At 74.3% G+C, this 18,730-nt stretch carries 18 protein-coding genes and 1 riboswitch; of the genes, 10 read left to right on the top strand and 8 right to left on the bottom strand.

Annotation, left to right across the window (positions count from 1 at the left end):
- Positions 1 to 137: 137 nt before the first annotated feature.
- The 3 genes from OG823_RS25530 (at position 138) to OG823_RS25520 (ending at position 3,750) form a co-directional block, all read left to right on the top strand.
- A complete protein-coding gene (locus OG823_RS25530) occupies positions 138 to 779 on the top strand; it encodes a DUF4126 domain-containing protein (protein WP_371482151.1) in 642 nt (213 codons plus the stop codon).
- A 46-nt stretch (positions 780 to 825) separates the two neighbouring features.
- Positions 826 to 2,325 (top strand): phytoene desaturase family protein, encoded by a 1,500-nt coding sequence (locus OG823_RS25525; RefSeq protein ID WP_371482149.1) that lies wholly within the window; start codon positions 826 to 828, stop codon positions 2,323 to 2,325.
- A 111-nt stretch (positions 2,326 to 2,436) separates the two neighbouring features.
- On the top strand, positions 2,437 to 3,750 hold the full coding sequence (locus OG823_RS25520) for a glycosyltransferase 87 family protein (protein WP_371482148.1): 1,314 nt from the start codon (positions 2,437 to 2,439) through the stop codon (positions 3,748 to 3,750).
- A gap of 65 nt (positions 3,751 to 3,815) precedes the next feature.
- Here the strand turns inward: OG823_RS25520 and OG823_RS25515 are convergent, their stop codons facing one another.
- Both OG823_RS25515 and metF read right to left on the bottom strand, forming a co-directional pair.
- Positions 3,816 to 4,757 (bottom strand): hypothetical protein, encoded by a 942-nt coding sequence (locus tag OG823_RS25515; protein WP_371482146.1) that lies wholly within the window; start codon positions 4,755 to 4,757, stop codon positions 3,816 to 3,818.
- A gap of 95 nt (positions 4,758 to 4,852) precedes the next feature.
- Positions 4,853 to 5,767: a methylenetetrahydrofolate reductase [NAD(P)H] gene (gene metF / locus OG823_RS25510; protein ID WP_371482145.1), complete on the bottom strand. Its 915-nt coding sequence runs from the start codon at positions 5,765 to 5,767 to the stop codon at positions 4,853 to 4,855.
- Positions 5,768 to 5,916: 149 nt separating this feature from the next.
- On the opposite strand from metF, the gene OG823_RS25505 reads away from it, so the two are divergent.
- The gene (locus OG823_RS25505; RefSeq protein WP_371482143.1) at positions 5,917 to 7,023 is read left to right on the top strand and encodes a polyprenyl synthetase family protein; all 1,107 of its coding nucleotides are present in this window, start codon (positions 5,917 to 5,919) and stop codon (positions 7,021 to 7,023) included.
- A gap of 261 nt (positions 7,024 to 7,284) precedes the next feature.
- Here OG823_RS25505 and thiE read toward each other — a convergent pair whose 3' ends face one another.
- The 3 genes from thiE to OG823_RS25490 all read right to left on the bottom strand — a co-directional run bounded on the left by thiE (position 7,285) and on the right by OG823_RS25490 (position 9,687).
- Positions 7,285 to 8,040 (bottom strand): thiamine phosphate synthase, encoded by a 756-nt coding sequence (thiE, locus tag OG823_RS25500; protein WP_371482141.1) that lies wholly within the window; start codon positions 8,038 to 8,040, stop codon positions 7,285 to 7,287.
- Positions 8,040 to 8,405 (bottom strand): Rv2175c family DNA-binding protein, encoded by a 366-nt coding sequence (locus OG823_RS25495; RefSeq protein ID WP_371482140.1) that lies wholly within the window; start codon positions 8,403 to 8,405, stop codon positions 8,040 to 8,042. Before OG823_RS25495 ends, thiE begins: the two co-directional genes overlap by 1 nt.
- Positions 8,406 to 8,490: 85 nt before the next feature.
- The gene (locus OG823_RS25490) at positions 8,491 to 9,687 is read right to left on the bottom strand and encodes an NAD(P)/FAD-dependent oxidoreductase (protein WP_371482139.1); all 1,197 of its coding nucleotides are present in this window, start codon (positions 9,685 to 9,687) and stop codon (positions 8,491 to 8,493) included.
- A gap of 76 nt (positions 9,688 to 9,763) precedes the next feature.
- Positions 9,764 to 9,876, top strand: a riboswitch (TPP riboswitch).
- On the opposite strand from OG823_RS25490, the gene thiO reads away from it, so the two are divergent.
- The 5 genes from thiO (at position 9,871) to OG823_RS25465 (ending at position 15,441) form a co-directional block, all read left to right on the top strand.
- The gene (thiO, locus tag OG823_RS25485) at positions 9,871 to 11,034 is read left to right on the top strand and encodes a glycine oxidase ThiO (RefSeq protein WP_371482137.1); all 1,164 of its coding nucleotides are present in this window, start codon (positions 9,871 to 9,873) and stop codon (positions 11,032 to 11,034) included. Its footprint overlaps the riboswitch before it by 6 nt.
- Positions 11,031 to 11,240 (top strand): sulfur carrier protein ThiS, encoded by a 210-nt coding sequence (thiS, locus tag OG823_RS25480; protein ID WP_371482136.1) that lies wholly within the window; start codon positions 11,031 to 11,033, stop codon positions 11,238 to 11,240. Before thiO ends, thiS begins: the two co-directional genes overlap by 4 nt.
- A 3-nt stretch (positions 11,241 to 11,243) precedes the next feature.
- The gene (locus OG823_RS25475) at positions 11,244 to 12,065 is read left to right on the top strand and encodes a thiazole synthase (protein ID WP_371482135.1); all 822 of its coding nucleotides are present in this window, start codon (positions 11,244 to 11,246) and stop codon (positions 12,063 to 12,065) included.
- Positions 12,066 to 12,168: 103 nt separating this feature from the next.
- Positions 12,169 to 13,914, top strand: a complete 1,746-nt coding sequence (pknB, locus tag OG823_RS25470; RefSeq protein ID WP_371484652.1) for a Stk1 family PASTA domain-containing Ser/Thr kinase — start codon at positions 12,169 to 12,171, stop codon at positions 13,912 to 13,914.
- 147 nt (positions 13,915 to 14,061) lie between these two features.
- The gene (locus OG823_RS25465; protein ID WP_371482134.1) at positions 14,062 to 15,441 is read left to right on the top strand and encodes an FAD-binding oxidoreductase; all 1,380 of its coding nucleotides are present in this window, start codon (positions 14,062 to 14,064) and stop codon (positions 15,439 to 15,441) included.
- 28 nt (positions 15,442 to 15,469) lie between these two features.
- On the opposite strand, the gene OG823_RS25460 is transcribed toward OG823_RS25465, so the two are convergent.
- On the bottom strand, positions 15,470 to 16,099 hold the full coding sequence (locus tag OG823_RS25460) for a sulfite oxidase-like oxidoreductase (protein ID WP_371482132.1): 630 nt from the start codon (positions 16,097 to 16,099) through the stop codon (positions 15,470 to 15,472).
- Positions 16,100 to 16,302: 203 nt separating this feature from the next.
- Between OG823_RS25460 and bfr the strand changes: the two genes are divergently transcribed.
- Positions 16,303 to 16,782: a bacterioferritin gene (gene bfr, locus OG823_RS25455; RefSeq protein ID WP_371482131.1), complete on the top strand. Its 480-nt coding sequence runs from the start codon at positions 16,303 to 16,305 to the stop codon at positions 16,780 to 16,782.
- Positions 16,783 to 16,830: 48 nt separating this feature from the next.
- Here the strand turns inward: bfr and OG823_RS25450 are convergent, their stop codons facing one another.
- Together OG823_RS25450 and OG823_RS25445 are read right to left on the bottom strand one after the other, a co-directional pair.
- Positions 16,831 to 17,163, bottom strand: a complete 333-nt coding sequence (locus tag OG823_RS25450; RefSeq protein ID WP_371482129.1) for a bacterioferritin-associated ferredoxin — start codon at positions 17,161 to 17,163, stop codon at positions 16,831 to 16,833.
- Positions 17,164 to 17,333: 170 nt separating this feature from the next.
- A complete protein-coding gene (locus tag OG823_RS25445; protein WP_371482128.1) occupies positions 17,334 to 18,671 on the bottom strand; it encodes a class II 3-deoxy-7-phosphoheptulonate synthase in 1,338 nt (445 codons plus the stop codon).
- Positions 18,672 to 18,730 lie beyond the last annotated feature (59 nt).

Here is an 18,730-nt window from a genome sequence, read left to right as displayed (position 1 = left end):
CGGGGCAGGGTGGAACCGGCGGGCTCCCGGACGCGTCCTCAGAGCGCCGGGCGCGGTGACGGCACGACGGCGCGGGCCGGTACGGTGTGGCGCGGCCGGGTGGAACCGGCCGGGGTTCCTGGGAGGGGCGAAGAGGCATGTCGATCATTCCGCTGATCTTCACCAGCGGCTGGGCGAGCGGGATCAACGCCTACGCGGTGGTGCTGCTGCTCGGCCTGCTCGGACGTTTCGGCGGCGCGGACACCGTGCCGCCGGTCCTGGAGCGCCCGGACGTGCTGATCGCCGCCGCCGCGCTGTTCCTGCTGGAGGCGGTGGCCGACAAGATCCCGTACGTGGACACCGCCTGGGACGCCGTCCACACCCTGATCCGCCCCGTCGCGGGCGCCACCGTCGCCGCCCTGCTGGCGAGCCACGACCCGGGCTCGCTCGGCTCCGTGGCGGCGGGCGCGCTGGGCGGCACGACGGCGCTCGTCAGCCATGGCGTCAAGGCGTCCCTGCGGATGGCCGTCAACACCTCGCCGGAGCCCGCGAGCAACATCGTGATCAGCCTCGCCGAGGACCTCTCGGTGGCCGGCCTGGTGACGCTGGCGATCTTCCACCCGTGGGTGGCCGCCTCGATCGCCGCGGTCCTGCTGCTGACGGGCCTGCTGCTGGTCGGGTTCGCCGTCACCCGGATCCGCCGCTTCCTGGCCCGGCGGCGCGAGCGCAGGGCCGCCCGCGCCGCCGCCCGGACCACGGGCGGCCGCCCCCGGCCGGTGCCCGACCGGGGCGGTTACTGACCCGTCCGGTCGGGGCACCTCGGGGCGCCCCCTAGGATCGGATGCCATGGCAAGGATCGTCGTCATCGGCGCAGGAATGAGCGGGCTCGCGGCAGCCGCCCGACTGGCGACCCTCGGGCACCGGGTGACCGTCTGCGAGGCCACCGGCACCTACGGCGGCATGGTCGGCCGGTACGAGCGGGACGGCTTCGCCTTCGACACCGGCCCCGGGCTGCTCACGCTGCCGGCCGTCTACCGCGACCTGGCCCTGAAGACGGGCCGGCAGCCGCTGGAGGAGCTGGTCGGGCTGGCCCCGGTCGATCCGGAGAGCCGGCACCTGTTCGCGGACGGCACCGACCTGCTGCTCCCCAACGCCTCCCGGGGCGGCGTCGCCCAGGCGCTGGACGCCGCCTTCGGCGCGGGCTCGGGCGAGCGCTGGAGCACGGTGATGAACCGTGGCCGCGCCGTCTGGGAGGCCACCCGGCGCCCGCTGCTGGAGGAGCCGCTCCCCGCCGACCCCGAGCCGCTGCACGCCGACCCCTACCCCGCGCCGCCGCGCCGGGGGCTGGCCCGGCTGCGGCGCGCGCCGTGGACGCTCGCGGACGTGGCCGCCACCGAACTCGGCGGCCACCCCGGGCTCACCGCGCTGCTGCACGAGCACGCCCTGCGGTTCGGCTTCGATCCGCGCACCGCCCCGGCCGGCGCCACCGTGCTGCCGTACATGGAGCAGTCCTTCGGCGTCTGGTACGTCCGAGGCGGCATCCGGGCGCTCGCCGACGCGGTGTACGAGCGCTGCCTGGAGCGCGCGGTGGAGTTCCGCTTCGACGCCCGCGTGGTCGAGGTCACCGGCGAGGCCGGCCGGGTCGACGGCGTGGAGCTGGCGGACGGCAGTCGGCTGGCGAGCACCACGGTGGTGTCCGCGATGGACGCCCGGGTGCTCCCCACCGGGTGGACCGGCCCGTCCCGGCCCCGGGGCGAGCGGCCGGATCCGCCGGGGGCCCGTCGCGGCGTCCCGGGCCGGGTCGGCGTCCTGCTCGCCCTGCGCGGCGCCCGCCCGCCGGGCACCGCGCACCGCACGGTGGTGCACGCGGCGGACCCGGCGGCCGAGCGGGCCGGGGTGTTCGACCCCGGCGCTCCGCTCACCGACCGGCCGACCGTCCAGGTCCTGCGCCCCGACGACCCGACGCTGCACCCGGGCGGCCACGAGAGCGTCGTGCTCACCGCGACCGCGCCCTCGATGGACCTGGACTGGACGGCGCCCGGCGTCGCCGACGCCTTCGCCGACCGGATGCTCGCCCAGGCGGACGCGGCCGGGCTGGGCCTGCGCGAGCGCCTGCTGTGGCGGGTGGTGCGCACCCCGGCGGACACCGCGCGCGAGAGCGGCTCGTTGCTCGGCTCCGTCCCGAGACCCGCGCTGGCGGGGTCGGGCGGCGGACACCTGCAGACCGCCAACGAGAGCTCCCGCCCCGGCCTCCACCTCGTCGGCGGCGCCGCCCACCCGGGCGGCGGCCTGGCCCGGGTGGGGATGTCCGCCTCGATCACGGCAGGGCTGATCGGTCCGGCCTGACCGGTCACCGGCCCTCCCGCCGTGCCGGCCTGACTGACAGTCGGCGGCCCTGGCCGCTAGCATCCGATGCGCCACCGCCCGTCCAGCAACCCCGCCGCCCCGGAGGTCCACATGCCGAGAGTCACCGCCGCCGAAAAGCGGCCGGCCCTCGCCGAGCGGTCCGCCGGCCCCACGATGCTGGCACTCGGGGTCGTCCTGCTCGCGATCGTGGTGCGGCAGATGATGTTCCGTTACGAGTCGGACGACTACCACTACTTCCTGCACCCCTGGTACGAGCACATCAGGACGCACGGCGGCTTCGCGGCGCTCAAGGACAGCGGCTTCGCGGACTACAACGTGCCGTATCTCTACGTCCTGGCCGGGCTGACCCACCTGCCGGTGCAGGACCTCGCCGGCATGAAGACCGTCTCCACCCTGTTCGATCTGATGGCGGCCCACCTCGCCCGTCTGATCGTGGCGGTACGGCACCCGGAGAGCACCTGGCGGCCGCCGCTCGCCGGCGCCGTGGTGCTGTTCCTGCCGACCGTCGCGACGAACAGCGGCTGGTGGGGGCAGGCCGACTCGCTGTACACGGTGTTCGTGCTCGCGGCCGTCCACGCCGTCCTGCGCCACCGGCCCTGGTGGGCCTGCGGTTTCCTCGGGATCGCGCTGGCCTTCAAGCTCCAGGCGGTCTTCGTGCTGCCCTTCCTGCTGGTCCTGCTGCTCACCCGGCGGGTGCCCTGGCGGGCGCTGCTCGCCGTGCCGGCCGTGTACCTGCTGCTCGACGTGCCGGCCCTGCTGCTCGGCGCCGATCCGGTCCGGCTCCTGACGGTGTACGCCCGGCAGACCGGCACCTACCAGGAACTCACCATGAACGCGCCGTCGGTCTACCAGCTCTTCCAGGCGGGCGACCACGCGGACGGCGTCCGGCAGGCGGGGGTCCTGGTGACCGGCGCGGTGGTGCTCGCGCTGACCGCCTGGGTGGTCCTGCGCCGCTCCGGCCGGGGGCCGCTGCGGCCCGGCGGCTGGTCCCGGGAGCTGACCGCCACCCAGATCGTGCTGCTGGCCACCGCCTCGGTGATCCTGGTGCCGTTCCTGCTGCCCTCGATGCACGACCGGTACTTCTACCCGGCGGACGTACTCAGCGTGATCGCCGCCTTCTACCTGCCCGGCCGGCTCCGGTACCTGCCGGTCCTGGTGCAGGTCGCCTCCTTCGGCTCCTACCTGGAGTACCTGGCGCCGGACGTCGGCCGCTACCTGAAGATCGAGCTCTACGCCGCCCTGATGGGCCTGGCCCTGCTGACGGTGCTGCGCGCGGCCGCCCGGGAGCTGCGGGAGCTCCCGCCGGCGCCGGCGGGCGAGGCCGTCGTACCGGCGCCGGCGGGCGAGGCCGTCGTACCGGCGCCGGCGGGCGAGGCCGTCGTACCGGCGCGCGAGCGCTCCTGACGCCCGGCCCCGTATGCCGGGGGCGGATGGCCCGGGGGGAGGGCCCGGCCGGGCCCTCCCGGCCGTCAGCCCTGCTGCTGCCAGCCGCCCTGCGGGTACTCGTGGCCGGCCTGCTGCTGTTGTTGTTGCTGCTGCTGCTGCTGCGCGGGCTGCTGCCACTGCTGCGTGCCCGCGTCCCAGACCGGCTGCTGCTGCGCGTAGCCCTGGTACCCCTGGTCCTGCTGCTCGTAGCCGGTCGGCTGCTGCTGCCACTGCTGGCCGGCCTGGCCGTAGAGGTCCTGCTGGTAGCCGCCGTAGCCCTGGTCGTACCCGTAGACCTGCTGCTGCGCGGGCTGCTGCCACTGCTGCGTGGCCGCGTCCCAGACCGGCTGCTGCTGGACGGCCGCGTAGGACCCGTCCTGCTGCCCGCCGTACGCCTGCTGCCCCCCGTAGTGGGTGTCGTAGCGGGCGTCGGCGTAGACGCCGTCCGTGCCCAGCTCCTGCATCTCGAATGCGGAGGTCTCCTGGACGGCCGGGGCCTCGTCGGCCGCGGAACCGGCCGCGGAACCGGCCGCGGAGCCGCCGAACGACCCGCCGAAGGACCCGGCGCGCGGGCCGGGCAGCACCGCGCCGACCAGCGCCGGCTCCGCCTCGACCGCGCCGACCTCACCGACCTGGCGCACCACGACCGGTTCGGCCACGTCCTCGCCGCCGGTCGCCGCGCTCAGCAGCGGCACCTTGGCCAGCGGGCCGGGCAGCCCGCCGTCGGACCTGCGCAGCGACCAGCCCGTGCGGTAGCCGCGCTTGACCGACACGGTGACGAAGACCTGCCCCAGCGCGAAGAGCACCGCACCGGCGCCGATCACCACGACCGAGCCCAGCGCCATCCCCGCGACCACGGTGAGAAAGCCGCCGAGCGCCACCGCGCGCCAGTGCAGCGGCGCACGGTTCTGCAGCAGCAGCTCGGCGACCAGCCAGAGCGCCACCACCGCCAGAGCGGCGTACAGGAGCAGGTATCCGATGCTCATTCGCCGCTACCTCCAGTCGCGTGCGCGCCCGCCGCGCGTGTGCCGCGACTGTACCGGTTCCGCCCTTCCCGGCCCACATTCGCGGGCGGCCGGGATCAGGGCCGGTGCAGGCCGAGGTTCTGGTAGATCTCCAGCGTGGAGGTGGAGTGGTTGAGGGTGATGAAGTGCAGCCCCGGGGCGCCCTCGGCGAGCAGCCGCTCGGACATCGCGGTGGCGTGGTCGATGCCGACCGCGCGGACGGCCGCCGGGTCCTCCTCGACGGCGCGGAACCGGCGCACCAGCTCCACCGGGAACTCCGAACCACTGAGCTGCGGGAACCGCTCCAGCTGCTTGATGTTGGTGACCGGCATGATCTCCGGGATGATCGGCACCTCGCAGCCGGCCGCCACGACCCGGTCGCGCAGCCGCAGGTAGTCGTCCACCTCGAAGAACATCTGGGTGATCGCGTAGTCCGCGCCGGCCCGGCACTTGGCCACGAAGTGACGGATGTCGTCGTCCCAGTCGGCCGAGCGCGGGTGCATCTGCGGGAAGGCCGCGACGCCGACGCAGAAGTCACCGATGCCCTTGATCAGCTCGACCAGCTCGGCCGCGTAGCTGACGCCGTCCGGGTGGCGGACCCACTCGCCCAGCGGGTCGCCGGGCGGGTCGCCGCGCACCGCGAGGACGTTGCGCACGCCCTGGTCCGCGTACTGGCCGATGATGTTGCGCAGCTCGGCGATCGAGTGGTCGACGGCGGTGAGGTGGGCGACCGGCGTCAGGGTGGTCTCGGTGGCGATCCGGCCGACCAGGTTGACCGTGCGCCCGCGCGAGGAGCCGCCCGCGCCGTACGTCATGCAGACGAAGTTGGGGTCGAGTGCCTCGACCCGGCGGATCGCGTCCCAGAGCCGCTTCTCGGCGGCCTCCGTACGCGGCGGCATGAACTCGAAGGAGAAGGACCGGTTGCCCGCCGCCAGTAGTTCGCGAACGGTCAGTGCGCGGTCGGTTCTGGTGGAAGCGATGCCGAGTGCCATGCTGGCAGGTTAACCGTCGCCCTGAGAGAGCGGACACCTTATGTCCACCGACTGAGACGAACGGACGGACAACAGTCCTGTGGCCGGCCGTCTGTTCGGCGGAGCCCGGTTAGGCTGACCGGTATCCCCAGCGACTCCGGAGCCTCATCGTGACCTCGTCCAGCAGCCGACCGGCCAACCCCATCGATGTGGAGGCCGTGCGCGAGCGTGTCAACGGCGCCCTCACGGAGTTCATGGACGGCCAGGCGGTGCTGCTCGGAAAGATCTCCCCCCAGCTGGTGCCCGCCGCCGACGCCCTGCGGGACTTCCTGCTGGACGGCGGCAAGCGGCTGCGCCCGGCGTTCTGCTACTGGGGCTGGCGCGGGGCCGGCGGCCTCGCCGACGGCGACGGGATCGCGAACGCGGCGGCGGCCCTGGAGCTGCTCCAGGCCAGCGCGCTGGTGCACGACGACCTGATGGACCGCAGCGACACCCGCCGGGGCCTGCCCTCGGTGCACCGCCGGTTCGAGGCGCTGCACCGGGAGAGCGGCTGGCGCGGCGACCGCGAGCAGTACGGGGCCTCGGCCGCCGTCCTGCTCGGCGACCTGCTGCTGATCTGGTGCGACGAGCTGTTCCTGCGCTCGGGCCTGGACCCGGCCGCCGTCCTGGCGGCCAAGCCGGTCTTCGACCTGATGCGCACCGAGGTGATGCTCGGGCAGTACCTGGACGTCCTGGAGCCGGTCGCGGGCGACTCCACCGACGAGGGGGCGCTGGAGCGGGCGCAGACCGTCCTGCACTACAAGTCCGCGAAGTACACCATCGAGCGGCCGCTCCAGATCGGCGCGCTGCTCGCCGGGGCGGGCCCGGAGCTGGTCGAGGCGTACTCGGCCTTCGGTCTGCCGCTCGGCGAGGCGTTCCAGCTCAGGGACGACCTGCTGGGCGTCTTCGGCGACCCGGCGGTCACCGGCAAGCCGGCCGGGGACGACCTGCGCGAGGGCAAGCGGACGCTGCTGGTCGCCCATGCCATGCGCGGTCTGCCGGCCGCGGACGCCCGGCACCTGGACGAGCGGCTCGGGGCGCCGGACCTGGCGCCCGAGGAGGTCACGGTGCTGCGCGGGCTGGTCGCGCGCAGCGGCGCCGCCGAGCGGGTGGAGCAGCGGATCGAGGAGCTGATGCGGCAGTCGCTGGCGGCGCTCGACGCCGCCCCGCTGGCGGACCCGCGGGCCCGGGCGGTGCTGCTGGCGCTGGCCGAGGCCGCGACCGTCCGGCGGTACTGAGCAGGGCCCAGGACCCGCGGGCACGGGCGGTGCTGCCGGCGCCGGCCGAGGCCGCGACCGTCCGGCGGTACTGAGCAGGGCCCAGGACCCGCGGGCACGGGCGGTGCTGCCGGCGCCGGCCGAGGCCGCGACCGTCCGGCGGTACTGAGCAGGGCCCAGGACCCGCGGGCACGGGCGGTGCTGCCGGCGCCGGCCGAGGCCGCGACCGTCCGGCGGTACCGAGCGGGGCTCAGCAGCGGCGCCGGACGGTCCGCGGTGCGGTCAGAGCTCGCGGACCCGGCGGGCCAGCTCGGCCGCCGCCGCTCCGGGGTCGTCGGCCGCGGTGATCGCGCGGACCACCACCACCCGGCGGGCACCGGCCGCCAGCACCTCGTCGAGGTTGCCGAGGTCGATGCCGCCGATGGCGAACCAGGGACGCCCGGTGGCCTGCTTCGCCGCGTACGAGACCAGGCCGAGGCCGGGGGCGTGCCGCCCGGGCTTGGTCGGGGTCGGCCAGACCGGGCCCGTGCAGAAGTAGTCCACGCCCGGTTCGGCGATCGCCGCGTCCACCTCGGACTCGGCGTGGCAGGACCGGCCGACGATCACGTCCTCGCCGAGGATCGCGCGGGCGGCCGGCACCGGGAGGTCGTCCTGGCCGAGGTGCAGCACGTCCGGGCGGGCGGCGTGCGCGACGTCGGCCCGGTCGTTCACCGAGAGCAGCCGGCCGTGGCGGCGGCAGGCGTCGGCGAAGATCTCCAGGTACTCCAGCTCCTGGCGGGCCTCCAGGCCCTTGTCCCGGAGCTGGACGACGTCCACGCCGCCGGCCAGCGCGGCGTCCAGGAACTGCGCCAGGTCGCCCTGTTCGCGGCGGGCGTCGGTGCACAGGTAGAGCCGGGCCTCGGCCAGCCGCGCGCGGGCGCCGGCGCCCGGGGCGGTGTCGGCCGGGGCGGTGTCGGCCGGGGCGGTGTCGGCCGGGGCGCCGGCGCCCGGGGCGGTGTCGGCCGGGGCGGTGCCGGCCGGGGCGGTGTCGGCCGCCATCAGATCAGCATCGCCTGGGCGCGGCGCTTCACCTCGGTGCCCCGGTTCTCCTGAAGGGCCTGGATCGGGCTGCCGGGCAGCGACGGGTCCTCGGTGAAGAGCCACTCCAGGATCTCCGCGTCGTTGTACCCGCAGTCGCGCAGCACGGTCAGGGTGCCGGACAGGTGCTTGACCAGGCCGGGACCGTCGATGAAGGCGGCCGGCACCTGCAGCGACCTGTTGGGGCCACGCCGGACGGCGATCAGGCCGCCGGTCTTGACCAGGTCACGGACTTCGGTGACCCGGACGCCCCACTGCTCCGAGATGTCGGGCAGGTACATCCACTCGGGGACAAGGTCTTCAATCTTCGCTTCGATCTCGCTCACGTCACCAGACTGCCACCTCGCCGGGCCGCCGCGCACCACCCGCACCCCGGACGGGCACACCGATGACCGAACGTGACCGGGCGGATCAGGGCGTGACGGCCGACTTGAGCGGCACCGCCGGATCGGCGGCCCGGAGCGGGTCGAGGGCGGCGCCCCGCTCCAGCAGGCGCCGGCCCTGGGCGAGGTCCCGCGGCCGGTCGACGGTCAGCAGGGCGGTCAGCCGCCCGCCGCGTGTGAAGAGCACCGTCCAGGAGGGGTCGCCGGGGGCGCCGCGCCAGAGCATCCGGTCACCCTCGGCGTGCCGCCCGGCGTACTGCACCATCCGGCCGAACTGCTCGGACCAGAAGTACGGCACCGGGTCGTACGGGGTGTCGTCGCCCAGCAGCGAGGCGGCGGCGGCCGCACCCGAGCGCAGCGCGTGGTCCCAGTGCTGGACGGCCAGCCGGGTGCCCGCGCGGGCCGAGGGGTAGGAGAGGCAGTCACCGGCCGCCAGCACGCCCGGCAGCGAGGTGCGCAGCCGTTCGTCCACCAGGACCGCGCCGTCGGCCGCCCGCTCCACCGGTGACCCGGCCAGCCAGCCGGTCGCGGGCCGGGCGCCGATGCCGACCACCACCTCGTCGGCGGCCAGCCGGGTGCCGTCGTCGAGCAGCACCTCGTGCGGGCCGACCGAGGCGACGGCGGCGCCGAGCCGCAGGTCGACGCCGGCCTCCTCGTACCAGGCGGCCATCGCGCCGCCGACCGCCGCGGGCAGCGTGCCGGGCAGCGGTGTCGGGCCCGCCTCGACCACGGTCACCTCGCAGCCCAGCGCGCGGGCGGCGGTGGCGGTCTCGGCGCCGATCCAGCCTGCGCCGACCAGGACGATCCTGGCGCCGGGCCGCAGCAGGACGCGCAGCGCCAGCGCGTCGTCGACGGTGCGCAGCAGGTGCGCGCGCTCCGCGCCGGGAAGTGCGGTGGCGGCGGCGCCGGTGGCGATCACCAGCCTGTCGTAGCGCAGCCCGCCGCCGTCGGTGTGCAGCACGCCGGGCTCCAGCCCGGTGGCGCGGCGGCCGGTGAGCAGGTCCACGCCGAGGGCGGCGTGGTCGACGTCCAGCGTGGTGGCGTCGGCCCTGCCGAGCAGGACGTCCTTGGAGAGCGGCGGCCGGTCGTACGGGGCGTGCGGCTCGTCCCCCAGCAGGGTGATCCGGCCCGGCCAGCCTCCCGCCCGCAGCGCGCCCGCGCACTGCGCGCCGGCCAGTCCGGCTCCGACGACGACCACCGTGTCCGTGCTCAGCAGCTCTCCCACGGCGTCACCCTATCGGCCGGGCCGGCCACCCCCGGTACGCGCCTTCGGGGCCGGTGGCACGCGGAGTTATGGTGGGGGCACTTCACACGGGAGCCCGGCGGACCGGGCTGAGAGGCGGGCTTGCACGGCCCGCGACCGTCCGAACCTGATCCGGGTCATACCGGCGAAGGGAGAGCAGCGACTTTGACACGCTTCGAGAGCGGTACGCCCGCGGACGTCCTGGTGATCGGCGGCGGCGTCATCGGCCTCGCGGTCGCCTGGCGGACGGCGCAGCGCGGGCTGCGTGTCGTGGTGGTCGATCCGGCGCACGGCGGCGGGGCCGTCCAGGTGGCGGCCGGGATGCTGGCGCCGGTCACCGAGCTCCAGTACGGCGAGGAGGCGCTGCTGCGCCTCGGGATGGCCTCCAACGAGCGGTACGCGGCGTTCGCCGCCGAGCTGGAGGAGGCCTCCGGCCTCTCCACCGGCTACCGGGCCTGCGGCACGCTCGCCGTGGCGCTGGACGCGGACGACCGGGAGGAGCTGCGCGAGCTGCACGCCTTCCACCGGCGGCTCGGCCTGGACTCGCACTGGCTGACCGGCCGCGAGTGCCGCAGGCTGGAGCCGATGCTGGCCCCGGGGGTGCGCGGCGGCCTGCACGTCACGGACGACCACCAGGTGGACGGCCGGCGGCTGGCCCGGGCGCTGGTGGTCGCCTGCGAGCGGGCCGGGGTGGTGCTGGAGCGCGCCGAGGTGACCGAGCTGGTGGTGGCCGACGGCCGGGCCGCCGGGGTGCGGCTGAGCACCGGGGAGGCGCTCGGCGCCGATCGGGTGGTGCTGGCCGCCGGCTCCCGCAGCCACCTGCTGCCGGGCCTGCCCGAGGGCGTGCTGCCGGCGATCCGGCCGGTGAAGGGGCAGATCCTGCGGCTGCGCGTCCCCGAGGCGTACCGGCCGTTCCTCTCCCGCAACGTACGCGCCGTGGTGCGGGGGCAGCACCTCTACCTGGTGCCGCGCGAGGACGGCGAGCTGGTGATCGGCGCCACCAGCGAGGAGCAGGGGTACGACACCACGGTCACCGCCGGCGGGGTGTACGAGCTGCTGCGCGACGCCCACGACCTGGTCCCCGGGATCACCGAGCTGCCACTGGTGGAGACCTCCGCCGGGCTGCGTCCGGGGTCGCCGGACAACGCCCCGCTGCTCGGCCCGACCGCGCTGCCCGGCCTGGTGGCGGCGACCGGCCACTACCGCAACGGCGTGCTGCTGACCCCGGTGACGGCGGATCTGCTCGCCGAGTACCTCGCCACCGGCGCGACGCCGGAGCTCGCCACCGACTTCTCCCCCACCCGTTTCACCGCAAAGGCCCTGGTATGAGCGACATCTCCCTCTCCGTCAACGGCGAAGCCCGGCAGGTGCCCGTCGCGAGCACCCTCGCCGAGGTGGTCGCCACCGTGAGCGGCGCACCCTCGGGGGTCGCCGCCGCCCTCAACGAGGCCGTGGTGCCGCGTGGCGCCTGGTCGCGCACGGCGCTCGCCGAGGGCGACCGGGTCGAGATCCTCACCGCCGTCCAGGGGGGCTGAGCCGTGACGACCGACAGCCGTCCCGCGGACGACAAGGACGTCCTGACCATCGCCGGCACCGCCTTCGGCTCCCGGCTGATCATGGGCACCGGCGGCGCGCCGAGCCTGGAGATCCTGGAGCAGGCGCTGCGGGTCTCCGGCACCGAGCTGACCACGGTGGCGATGCGCCGGGTGAACACCACCACCCAGGGCTCGGTGCTGGACGTGCTCACCCGCAACGGCATCCGGGTGCTGCCCAACACGGCGGGCTGCTTCACCGCCGGGGAGGCCGTGCTGACCGCCCGGCTCGCCCGGGAGGCGCTCGGCACCGACTGGGTCAAGCTGGAGGTCATCGCGGACGAGCGGACCCTGCTGCCCGACCCGATCGAGCTGCTGGACGCCGCGGAGACGCTGGTCGACGACGGTTTCACGGTGCTCCCGTACACCAACGACGACCCGGTGCTGGCCCGGAAGCTGGAGGACGTCGGCTGCGCGGCGATCATGCCGTTGGGCTCGCCGATCGGCTCGGGTCTGGGCATCCGCAACCCGCACAACTTCCAGCTGATCGTGGAGAGCGCGGGCGTGCCGGTGATCCTGGACGCGGGGGCCGGCACCGCCTCGGACGTCGCGCTGGCGATGGAGCTGGGCTGCGCGGCCGTCATGCTGGCCTCGGCGGTGACCCGGGCCCAGGATCCGGTGCTGATGGCCGAGGCGATGCGGCACGCCGCGGAGGCCGGCCGGCTGGCCCACCGGGCCGGGCGCATCCCGCGCCGCTTCCACGCCGAGGCCTCCTCCGCGATGGCCGGCCGGGCCGACCTCGACCACCGGGAGCGGCCGGCCTTCTGAGCGGGGCCCTCGCGTACGTGTCACAAGCCGGGCACAAGCGGCCCCGGGGGTGGCGTCCGCCCGGGGCCGGCGCCGTCCGCGCCCCTAGACTGCCCTGGTGGACATGGCACTGCACGACCCGCTCATCGGTACCCTGCTGGACGGCCGGTACCGGGTCGAGCAGCGCATCGCGACCGGCGGGACGGCCACCGTCTACCGGGGCACCGACACCCGGCTGGACCGGGTGCTGGCGCTCAAGGTGATGCACCCCTCGCTCGCCGGGGACGCCGACTTCACCGGCCGCTTCATCCGCGAGGCCAAGGCGGTCGCCCGGCTCTCGCACCCCAACGTGGTGAACGTCTTCGACCAGGGCGCCGACGGCACGACGGTCTTCCTGGCCATGGAGTACGTGCCCGGCCACACCCTGCGCGACCTGCTGCAGGACCGGGGCGCGCTGTCCATCCGGGCCGCGCTGGACGTCCTGGAGCCGGTGCTCGCGGCGCTCGGCTCCGCGCACCGCGCCGGGCTGGTGCACCGGGACGTCAAGCCGGAGAACGTGCTGATCACCGACGACGGCCTGGTCAAGGTCGCCGACTTCGGGCTGGTGCGCCTGCTGAACGCCGCGGACGCCCAGGCCACCGGCGGCGCCGAGGCGACCGGCGTGGTCCTCGGCACGGTCTCCTACCTGGCCCCCGAGCAGATCCGGCCGGGCGGGGAGAGCGACCAGCGGGTGGACGTCTACGCGGCGGGCATCCTGCTGTACGAGATGCTCGCCGGCCGGCGGCCGCACACCGGCGAGAACAACGCCCAGGTGATCTACCGCCACCTGCACGAGGACGTCCCCGCGCCGTCCCTGGCCGTGCCCGGCGTCCCGCCCGCGCTGGACGCGATAGTGGCGGCCGCGACCGCGCGCGACCCGCGGGGGCGGCCGGGCGACGCGGTGGAGCTGCTGGCCGCGCTGCAACGGGTGCGGCGCGGCCTGACCCCGGCCCAGCTGGACGCCGAGCCGCCGGCCTCCGCCCGGCCGAGCCCGGCGTACCCCACCACGGAGGCCACCTCGGTGATCCGGCCGGTGCAGCACACCAGCGTGCTGGACGTACCGCCGGAGCTGCTGGACGGCCTGCTCACGACGCCCCGCCCGTACAACGAGCCGCCGCCGGCCAGGGCGGCCCGCCCGCCCCGGCGGCGACGCTCGCTCCGGCCGCTGATCTGGGCCGGCGTCCTGGCCGCCGTGCTGCTGGCCGTCGGCGGCGCGACGTACGCGCTGTCCGGCGCGCTGTACGCGACGGTGCCGAGTGTGATCGGCCAGAGCCAGGCCCAGGCGGTCACCGTGCTGGACGGCTCCGGGCTGCGCGGCCGCTTCACCCAGGCGTACAGCGAGAACGTGCCGGCCGGCGAGGTGATCGGGACCGATCCCGGCGTCGGGCAGCGGGTCCGCAGAAGCGACGCCGTGGCGGTGACGGTCTCCCGGGGGCCGAAGCGGATCGCCGTGCCCGACCTCGCCGGCAAGACCGCCGAGCAGGCCCGGCAGGCGCTGACCGACGCGCGGCTGACACCGGGGAGCAGCACCGAGGAGTACGACGACACGGTGGCGCAGGGGGCCGTGATCAGCAGTTCCCCGGCCGCCGGGGCGCTGCTCCCGGAGAACTCCCCGGTCGCCGTGGTGGTCAGCAAGGGCATGGTGCCGGTCCCGGACGTCGGCGGGATGTCCAAGGACGACGCGACGAAGGCGCTGCAGGCCGCCGGGTTCCAGGTGCAGAGCAACGGCCTGAACCTGTTCGGGACGGGCAAGGTGTCCGGCCAGGCCCCGGCCGCCGGCCAGCGCCGCCCGCAGGGCACGACGGTGGTCATCAGCTTCCCGCTGATCTGACGGGCCCGGGCGCCCCGGGTTGAGGGGTCGCCCGATCGGCGTAGCGTGGAACCAGGCCCCGCCGTGCCGCTGCGGGCGGCTCCGATCCCCCCAGCGCCGGGTCTTCCGGACGGGGCGTCGCAGGCCGGTACCCGAGGAGTGGTCACCATGGCCGGGCCCACCACGATCGACGACTTAAGAGAACGTACCCGGGGCGCCGTGATCACCCCCGGGGACGACGGCTACGACGAGGCCCGCACCGTCTACAACGCCGCGATCGACCGGCGGCCGGCGGCCGTGGTGCGCTGCGCCAACGCCGGCGACGTGATGGCCACGGTCGGGTACGCCCGCGAGAGCGGCCTCGATCTCGCGGTACGCGGCGGCGGTCACAGCGGGCCCGGCTTCGGTACCTGCGACGGCGGGGTGGTGGCCGACCTGTCCGGCCTGCGCGGGGTGCGCGTCGACCCGGAGAACCGGACGGCCCGCGCCGAGCCGGGCGCGACCTGGGGCGACTTCAACGCCGCCACCCACGCCTTCGGCCTCGCCACCACCGGCGGGATCATCTCCACCACCGGCATCGCCGGGCTGACCCTCGGCGGCGGCTTCGGTTACCTGACCCGGTCGCTGGGGCTGACCTGCGACAACCTCCTGTCCGCCGATGTGGTGACGGCCGACGGCCGGTTCCTGACCACCGACTCCGAGCACCACCCCGACCTCTTCTGGGCGCTGCGCGGCGGCGGGGGCAACTTCGGAGCCGTGACGTCGTTCGAGTACCGGCTCAGCCCGGTCGACACGGTGGTGGCCGGCCCGATGCTGTTCGAGCTGGAGCACATGGACAGCGTCCTGCGCTTCTACCGCGAGTTCGTCGGGGGCGCCCCCGAGCAGCTCTTCCTGTTCCCCGGCTTCCAGACCGCGCCGCCGCTGCCGTTCATCCCCGAGAACCGGCACGGCGACGTCCTCGGCATCGTGGTGGTCTGCTGGTCCGGGCCGCCCGAGGAGGCGGACGCGGTGCTGCGGCCGCTGCGCGAGCTGGCTCCCCGGGTCGCCGAGGCGGTCGGACCGATGCCGTATCCGGCGATCAACGGCGCCTTCGACGCGCTGCTGCCGCCGGGGCTGCGGGAGTACTGGAAGGGCAGCTTCGCGACCGGGCTGACCGACGAGGCGATCGCGGTGCACCTGGAGCACGGGCCCCGGGTGCCGACGCTCAGCTCGACCGTGCACATCTACCCGGTCGACGGCGCCCCCCAGCGGATCGCCCCGGACGCCACCGCCTACTCGTACCGGGACGCGTCCTTCTCCACCGTCGTCCTGGGTGTCTGGGAGGACCCGGCCGGCGGCGCGGCGGAGACGGCGTGGGTACGGGACTACCACGCGGCGCTGGCGCCGCACTCCGAGGCCGGCGGGTACGTCAACTTCATGGGCGCCGACGACCAGCACCGGATCGAGGCGAACTACCGGGGCAACTACGCCCGGCTGGCGGCGGTGAAGCGGGACTACGACCCGGGCAACCTGTTCCATCTCAACCAGAACATCGAGCCGGCCGCCTGAGCCGGCACCCGGTGGACGGGCCGGGGCCTCAGCGCAACGGCCCGTCGCCGGGCTCCTCCTGGTAGGAGTACCGCTTCTCCGCCCAGGGGTCGGCACGGTTGTGGTAGCCGCGCTCCTCCCAGAAGCCCCGGCGGTCGGCGCGCATGTACTCGACCGCGCGCACCCACTTGGGGCCCTTCCAGGCGTACAGCTGGGGCACCACGAGCCGGACGGGGAAGCCGTGCTCCACCGTGAGCGGCTCGCCGTCGTGATGGGTGGCGAAGACGGTCCGCGGGTCGGCGAAGTCCGCCAGGCGCAGGTTGGCGCTGTAGCCGTACTCGGCCCAGACCATCACATGGGTGACGCCGGGGGCGGGGGGCACCTGTTCGAGGACGACCGCGGCCGGCACGCCCGTCCATTCGTTGCCGAGCATCGAGAAGCGGGTCACGCAGTGCAGGTCGGCCTGGACCGTGGTGCGCGGCAGCGCGTGGAAGCCGGTGAAGTCCCAGCTGTGCTTCTCGGCCGAGGCGGTCGCCCCGAACACCTGGAAGTCCCAGGTCGACGGCTTGAACCGGGGTACCGGCCCGTAGTGCAGAACCGGCCAGCCGCGCTGGAGGCGCTGGCCCGGGGGGAGCCTCGGGTCAGACGGCGGAGGTGCTTCTTGTTCGGACTGACCCATGCATCCATGGTGACAGACGGCGCGCCACGCCAGACGCGCGCCCCTCGACGGGCCCCTGCGCCCGCCCGATCAGCGCAATGGGGCGCAAATCGTATATTCCGACACATGTCCGAGTGAGTGTGAACTTACTGGAATTACGTCCCATATCGGTGCCAGGATGCGAGCAGCCGTGGTTCCCGGATGTACAGCAGGAAGGCAGCCCCATGAAGGGTGACCCCGAGGTCATCGAGTTCCTCAACGAGCAGCTCACCGCCGAGCTGACCGCGATCAACCAGTACTTCCTGCACGCCAAGATGCAGGAGAACTTCGGCTGGACGAAGCTCGCCAAGTACACCCGGCACGAGTCCTTCGACGAGATGAAGCACGCCGAGCTGCTCACCGACCGGATCCTCTTCCTCGACGGGCTGCCGAACTACCAGCGGCTCTTCCACGTCCGGGTCGGCCAGACCGTCCAGGAGATGTTCGAGGCGGACCGCCAGGTCGAGGTCGAGGCGATCGACCGGCTGCGGCGCGGGATCGTGGTGATGCGCGCCAAGAACGACGTCACCTCGGCGAACATCTTCGAGTCGATCCTGGCCGACGAGGAGCACCACATCGACTACCTCGACACCCAGCTGGAGCTGCTGGCGAAGCTCGGGGAGCCGCTCTACCTCGCCCAGCTGATCGAGCAGCCGGAGTCCTGACACCGGCCCGGCCGGCGACACCCGCCGCGGCGCACGCCCGGGAGGCCGTCAGGCCGCGCGCAGCGGGCCGGCGCCGAGGCCGCGGACCACCGACAGCGGTGACTTCACGGTCGGCACCGGGGCGCAGGCCCCCGCCGTCACCGGCACCTGCGCGGGCGGCGGCAGCTCGGGCTCGGCCAGGCCCAGCCGGGCGGCCAGCCGGGCGGTCGGGCAGGGCCGCGCCCCGTGCTCGCCCAGCAGCGCCTGGATCCGTCGCACGCACGAGCCGCAGTCGGTGCCGGCCTTGCAGCCCTTGGCTATCTGGCGGGGGCTGTCGGCGCCGGCGTCGATCGCGCGCTTCACCTGGTCCTCGGTGACCGCATGGCACATGCACACGTACATCGCGGATTCTCCCGGGTGGCTCGGTGTGCCCGGAGGCGCGCTCCGGAGGCGGATGATCAAGCAAGGCTTACCTCACTAAGCCTCACCTTACCCGGGGATCCGGGTACGAAAAAGCCCCTCCGGGTTCGGGAATCCCGAAACCGGAGGGGCCTTCGTCACATCGGGGGCGGTCAGTGACCGCCGCGGTACATCTCCGCCACCAGGAACGCGAGGTCCAGCGACTGGCTGCGGTTGAGCCGCGGGTCGCAGGCCGTCTCGTAGCGCTGGTGCAGGTCGTCGACCAGCACCTCGTCGCCGCCGCCGACGCACTCGGTGACGTCGTCGCCGGTCAGCTCCACGTGGATGCCGCCCGGGTGGGTGCCGAGCGCGCGGTGCACCTCGAAGAAGCCCTTGACCTCGTCGAGCACGTCGTCGAAGCGGCGGGTCTTGTGGCCGCTGGAGGCCTCGAAGGTGTTGCCGTGCATCGGGTCGCAGATCCACACCGGCTGGGCGCCGGACGCGGTGACCTTCTCCACCAGGGTGGGCAGGTGGTCGCGGACCTTGCCCGCGCCCATCCGGGTGATGAAGGTGAGCCGGCCGGGCTCGCGCTCGGGGTCGAGCCGCTCGATCAGCGTGAGCGCCTCCTCGACCGTGGTGGTCGGGCCGAGCTTCACGCCGATCGGGTTGCGGACCTTCGAGGCGAACTCGATGTGCGCCCCGTCCAGCTGGCGGGTCCGCTCCCCGATCCAGACCATGTGGCCGGAGACGTCGTAGAGGTCGCCGGTCCGCGAGTCCACCCGGGTCAGCGCGGTCTCGTAGTCGAGCACCAGCGCCTCGTGCGACGAGTAGAACTCGACGGTCTTGAACTCCTCGGGAGCGACCCCGCAGGCCTGCATGAAGGCCAGCGCGTTGTCGATCTCCTTGGCCAGCTTCTCGTAACGCTGCCCGGACGGGGAGTTGCGCACGAAGTCCTGGTTCCAGGCGTGCACCTGGCGCAGGTCCGCGTAACCGCCGGTGGTGAAGGCACGCACCAGGTTGAGCGTCGCGGCGGACGCGTTGTACATCCGCTTCAGGCGCTCCGGGTCGGGGATGCGGGACTCGGGGGTGAACTCGAAGCCGTTCACCGAGTCGCCACGGTAGACCGGCAGGGTCACCCCGTCGCGGGTCTCGGTCGACTTGGAACGCGGCTTGGAGTACTGGCCCGCGATCCGGCCGACCTTGACCACCGGCACGGAGGCGGCGTAGGTCAGCACGGCCGCCATCTGGAGCAGCGTCTTGAGCTTGTTGCGGATCTGCTCGGCGGACACGCCGTCGAACGCCTCGGCGCAGTCGCCGCCCTGGAGCAGGAACGCCTCACCACGCGCGACGGCACCGAGCCGGGCGCGCAGCTGGTCGCACTCGCCGGCGAAGACGAGTGGCGGATAGGAGGCGAGGTCCGCAAGAGCCTTGCGCAGCGCCTCAGAATCCGGCCATTCAGGCTGCTGCGCCGCGGGCAGGGACTGCCATGTGTGGAGATTTGTCACGGTCACAGAGCCAGGCTACGGGGTGTGACAACCGAATTGTGTCCCCTGCCCGATGGATGAGACGC

It is taken from the genome of Kitasatospora sp. NBC_00315 (genome assembly GCF_041435095.1).
In the GTDB taxonomy this organism is placed as follows: domain Bacteria; phylum Actinomycetota; class Actinomycetes; order Streptomycetales; family Streptomycetaceae; genus Kitasatospora.
The sequence above is the reverse complement of the archived record's forward strand: the minus strand, read 5'-3'. Positions and strand labels throughout refer to the sequence as shown.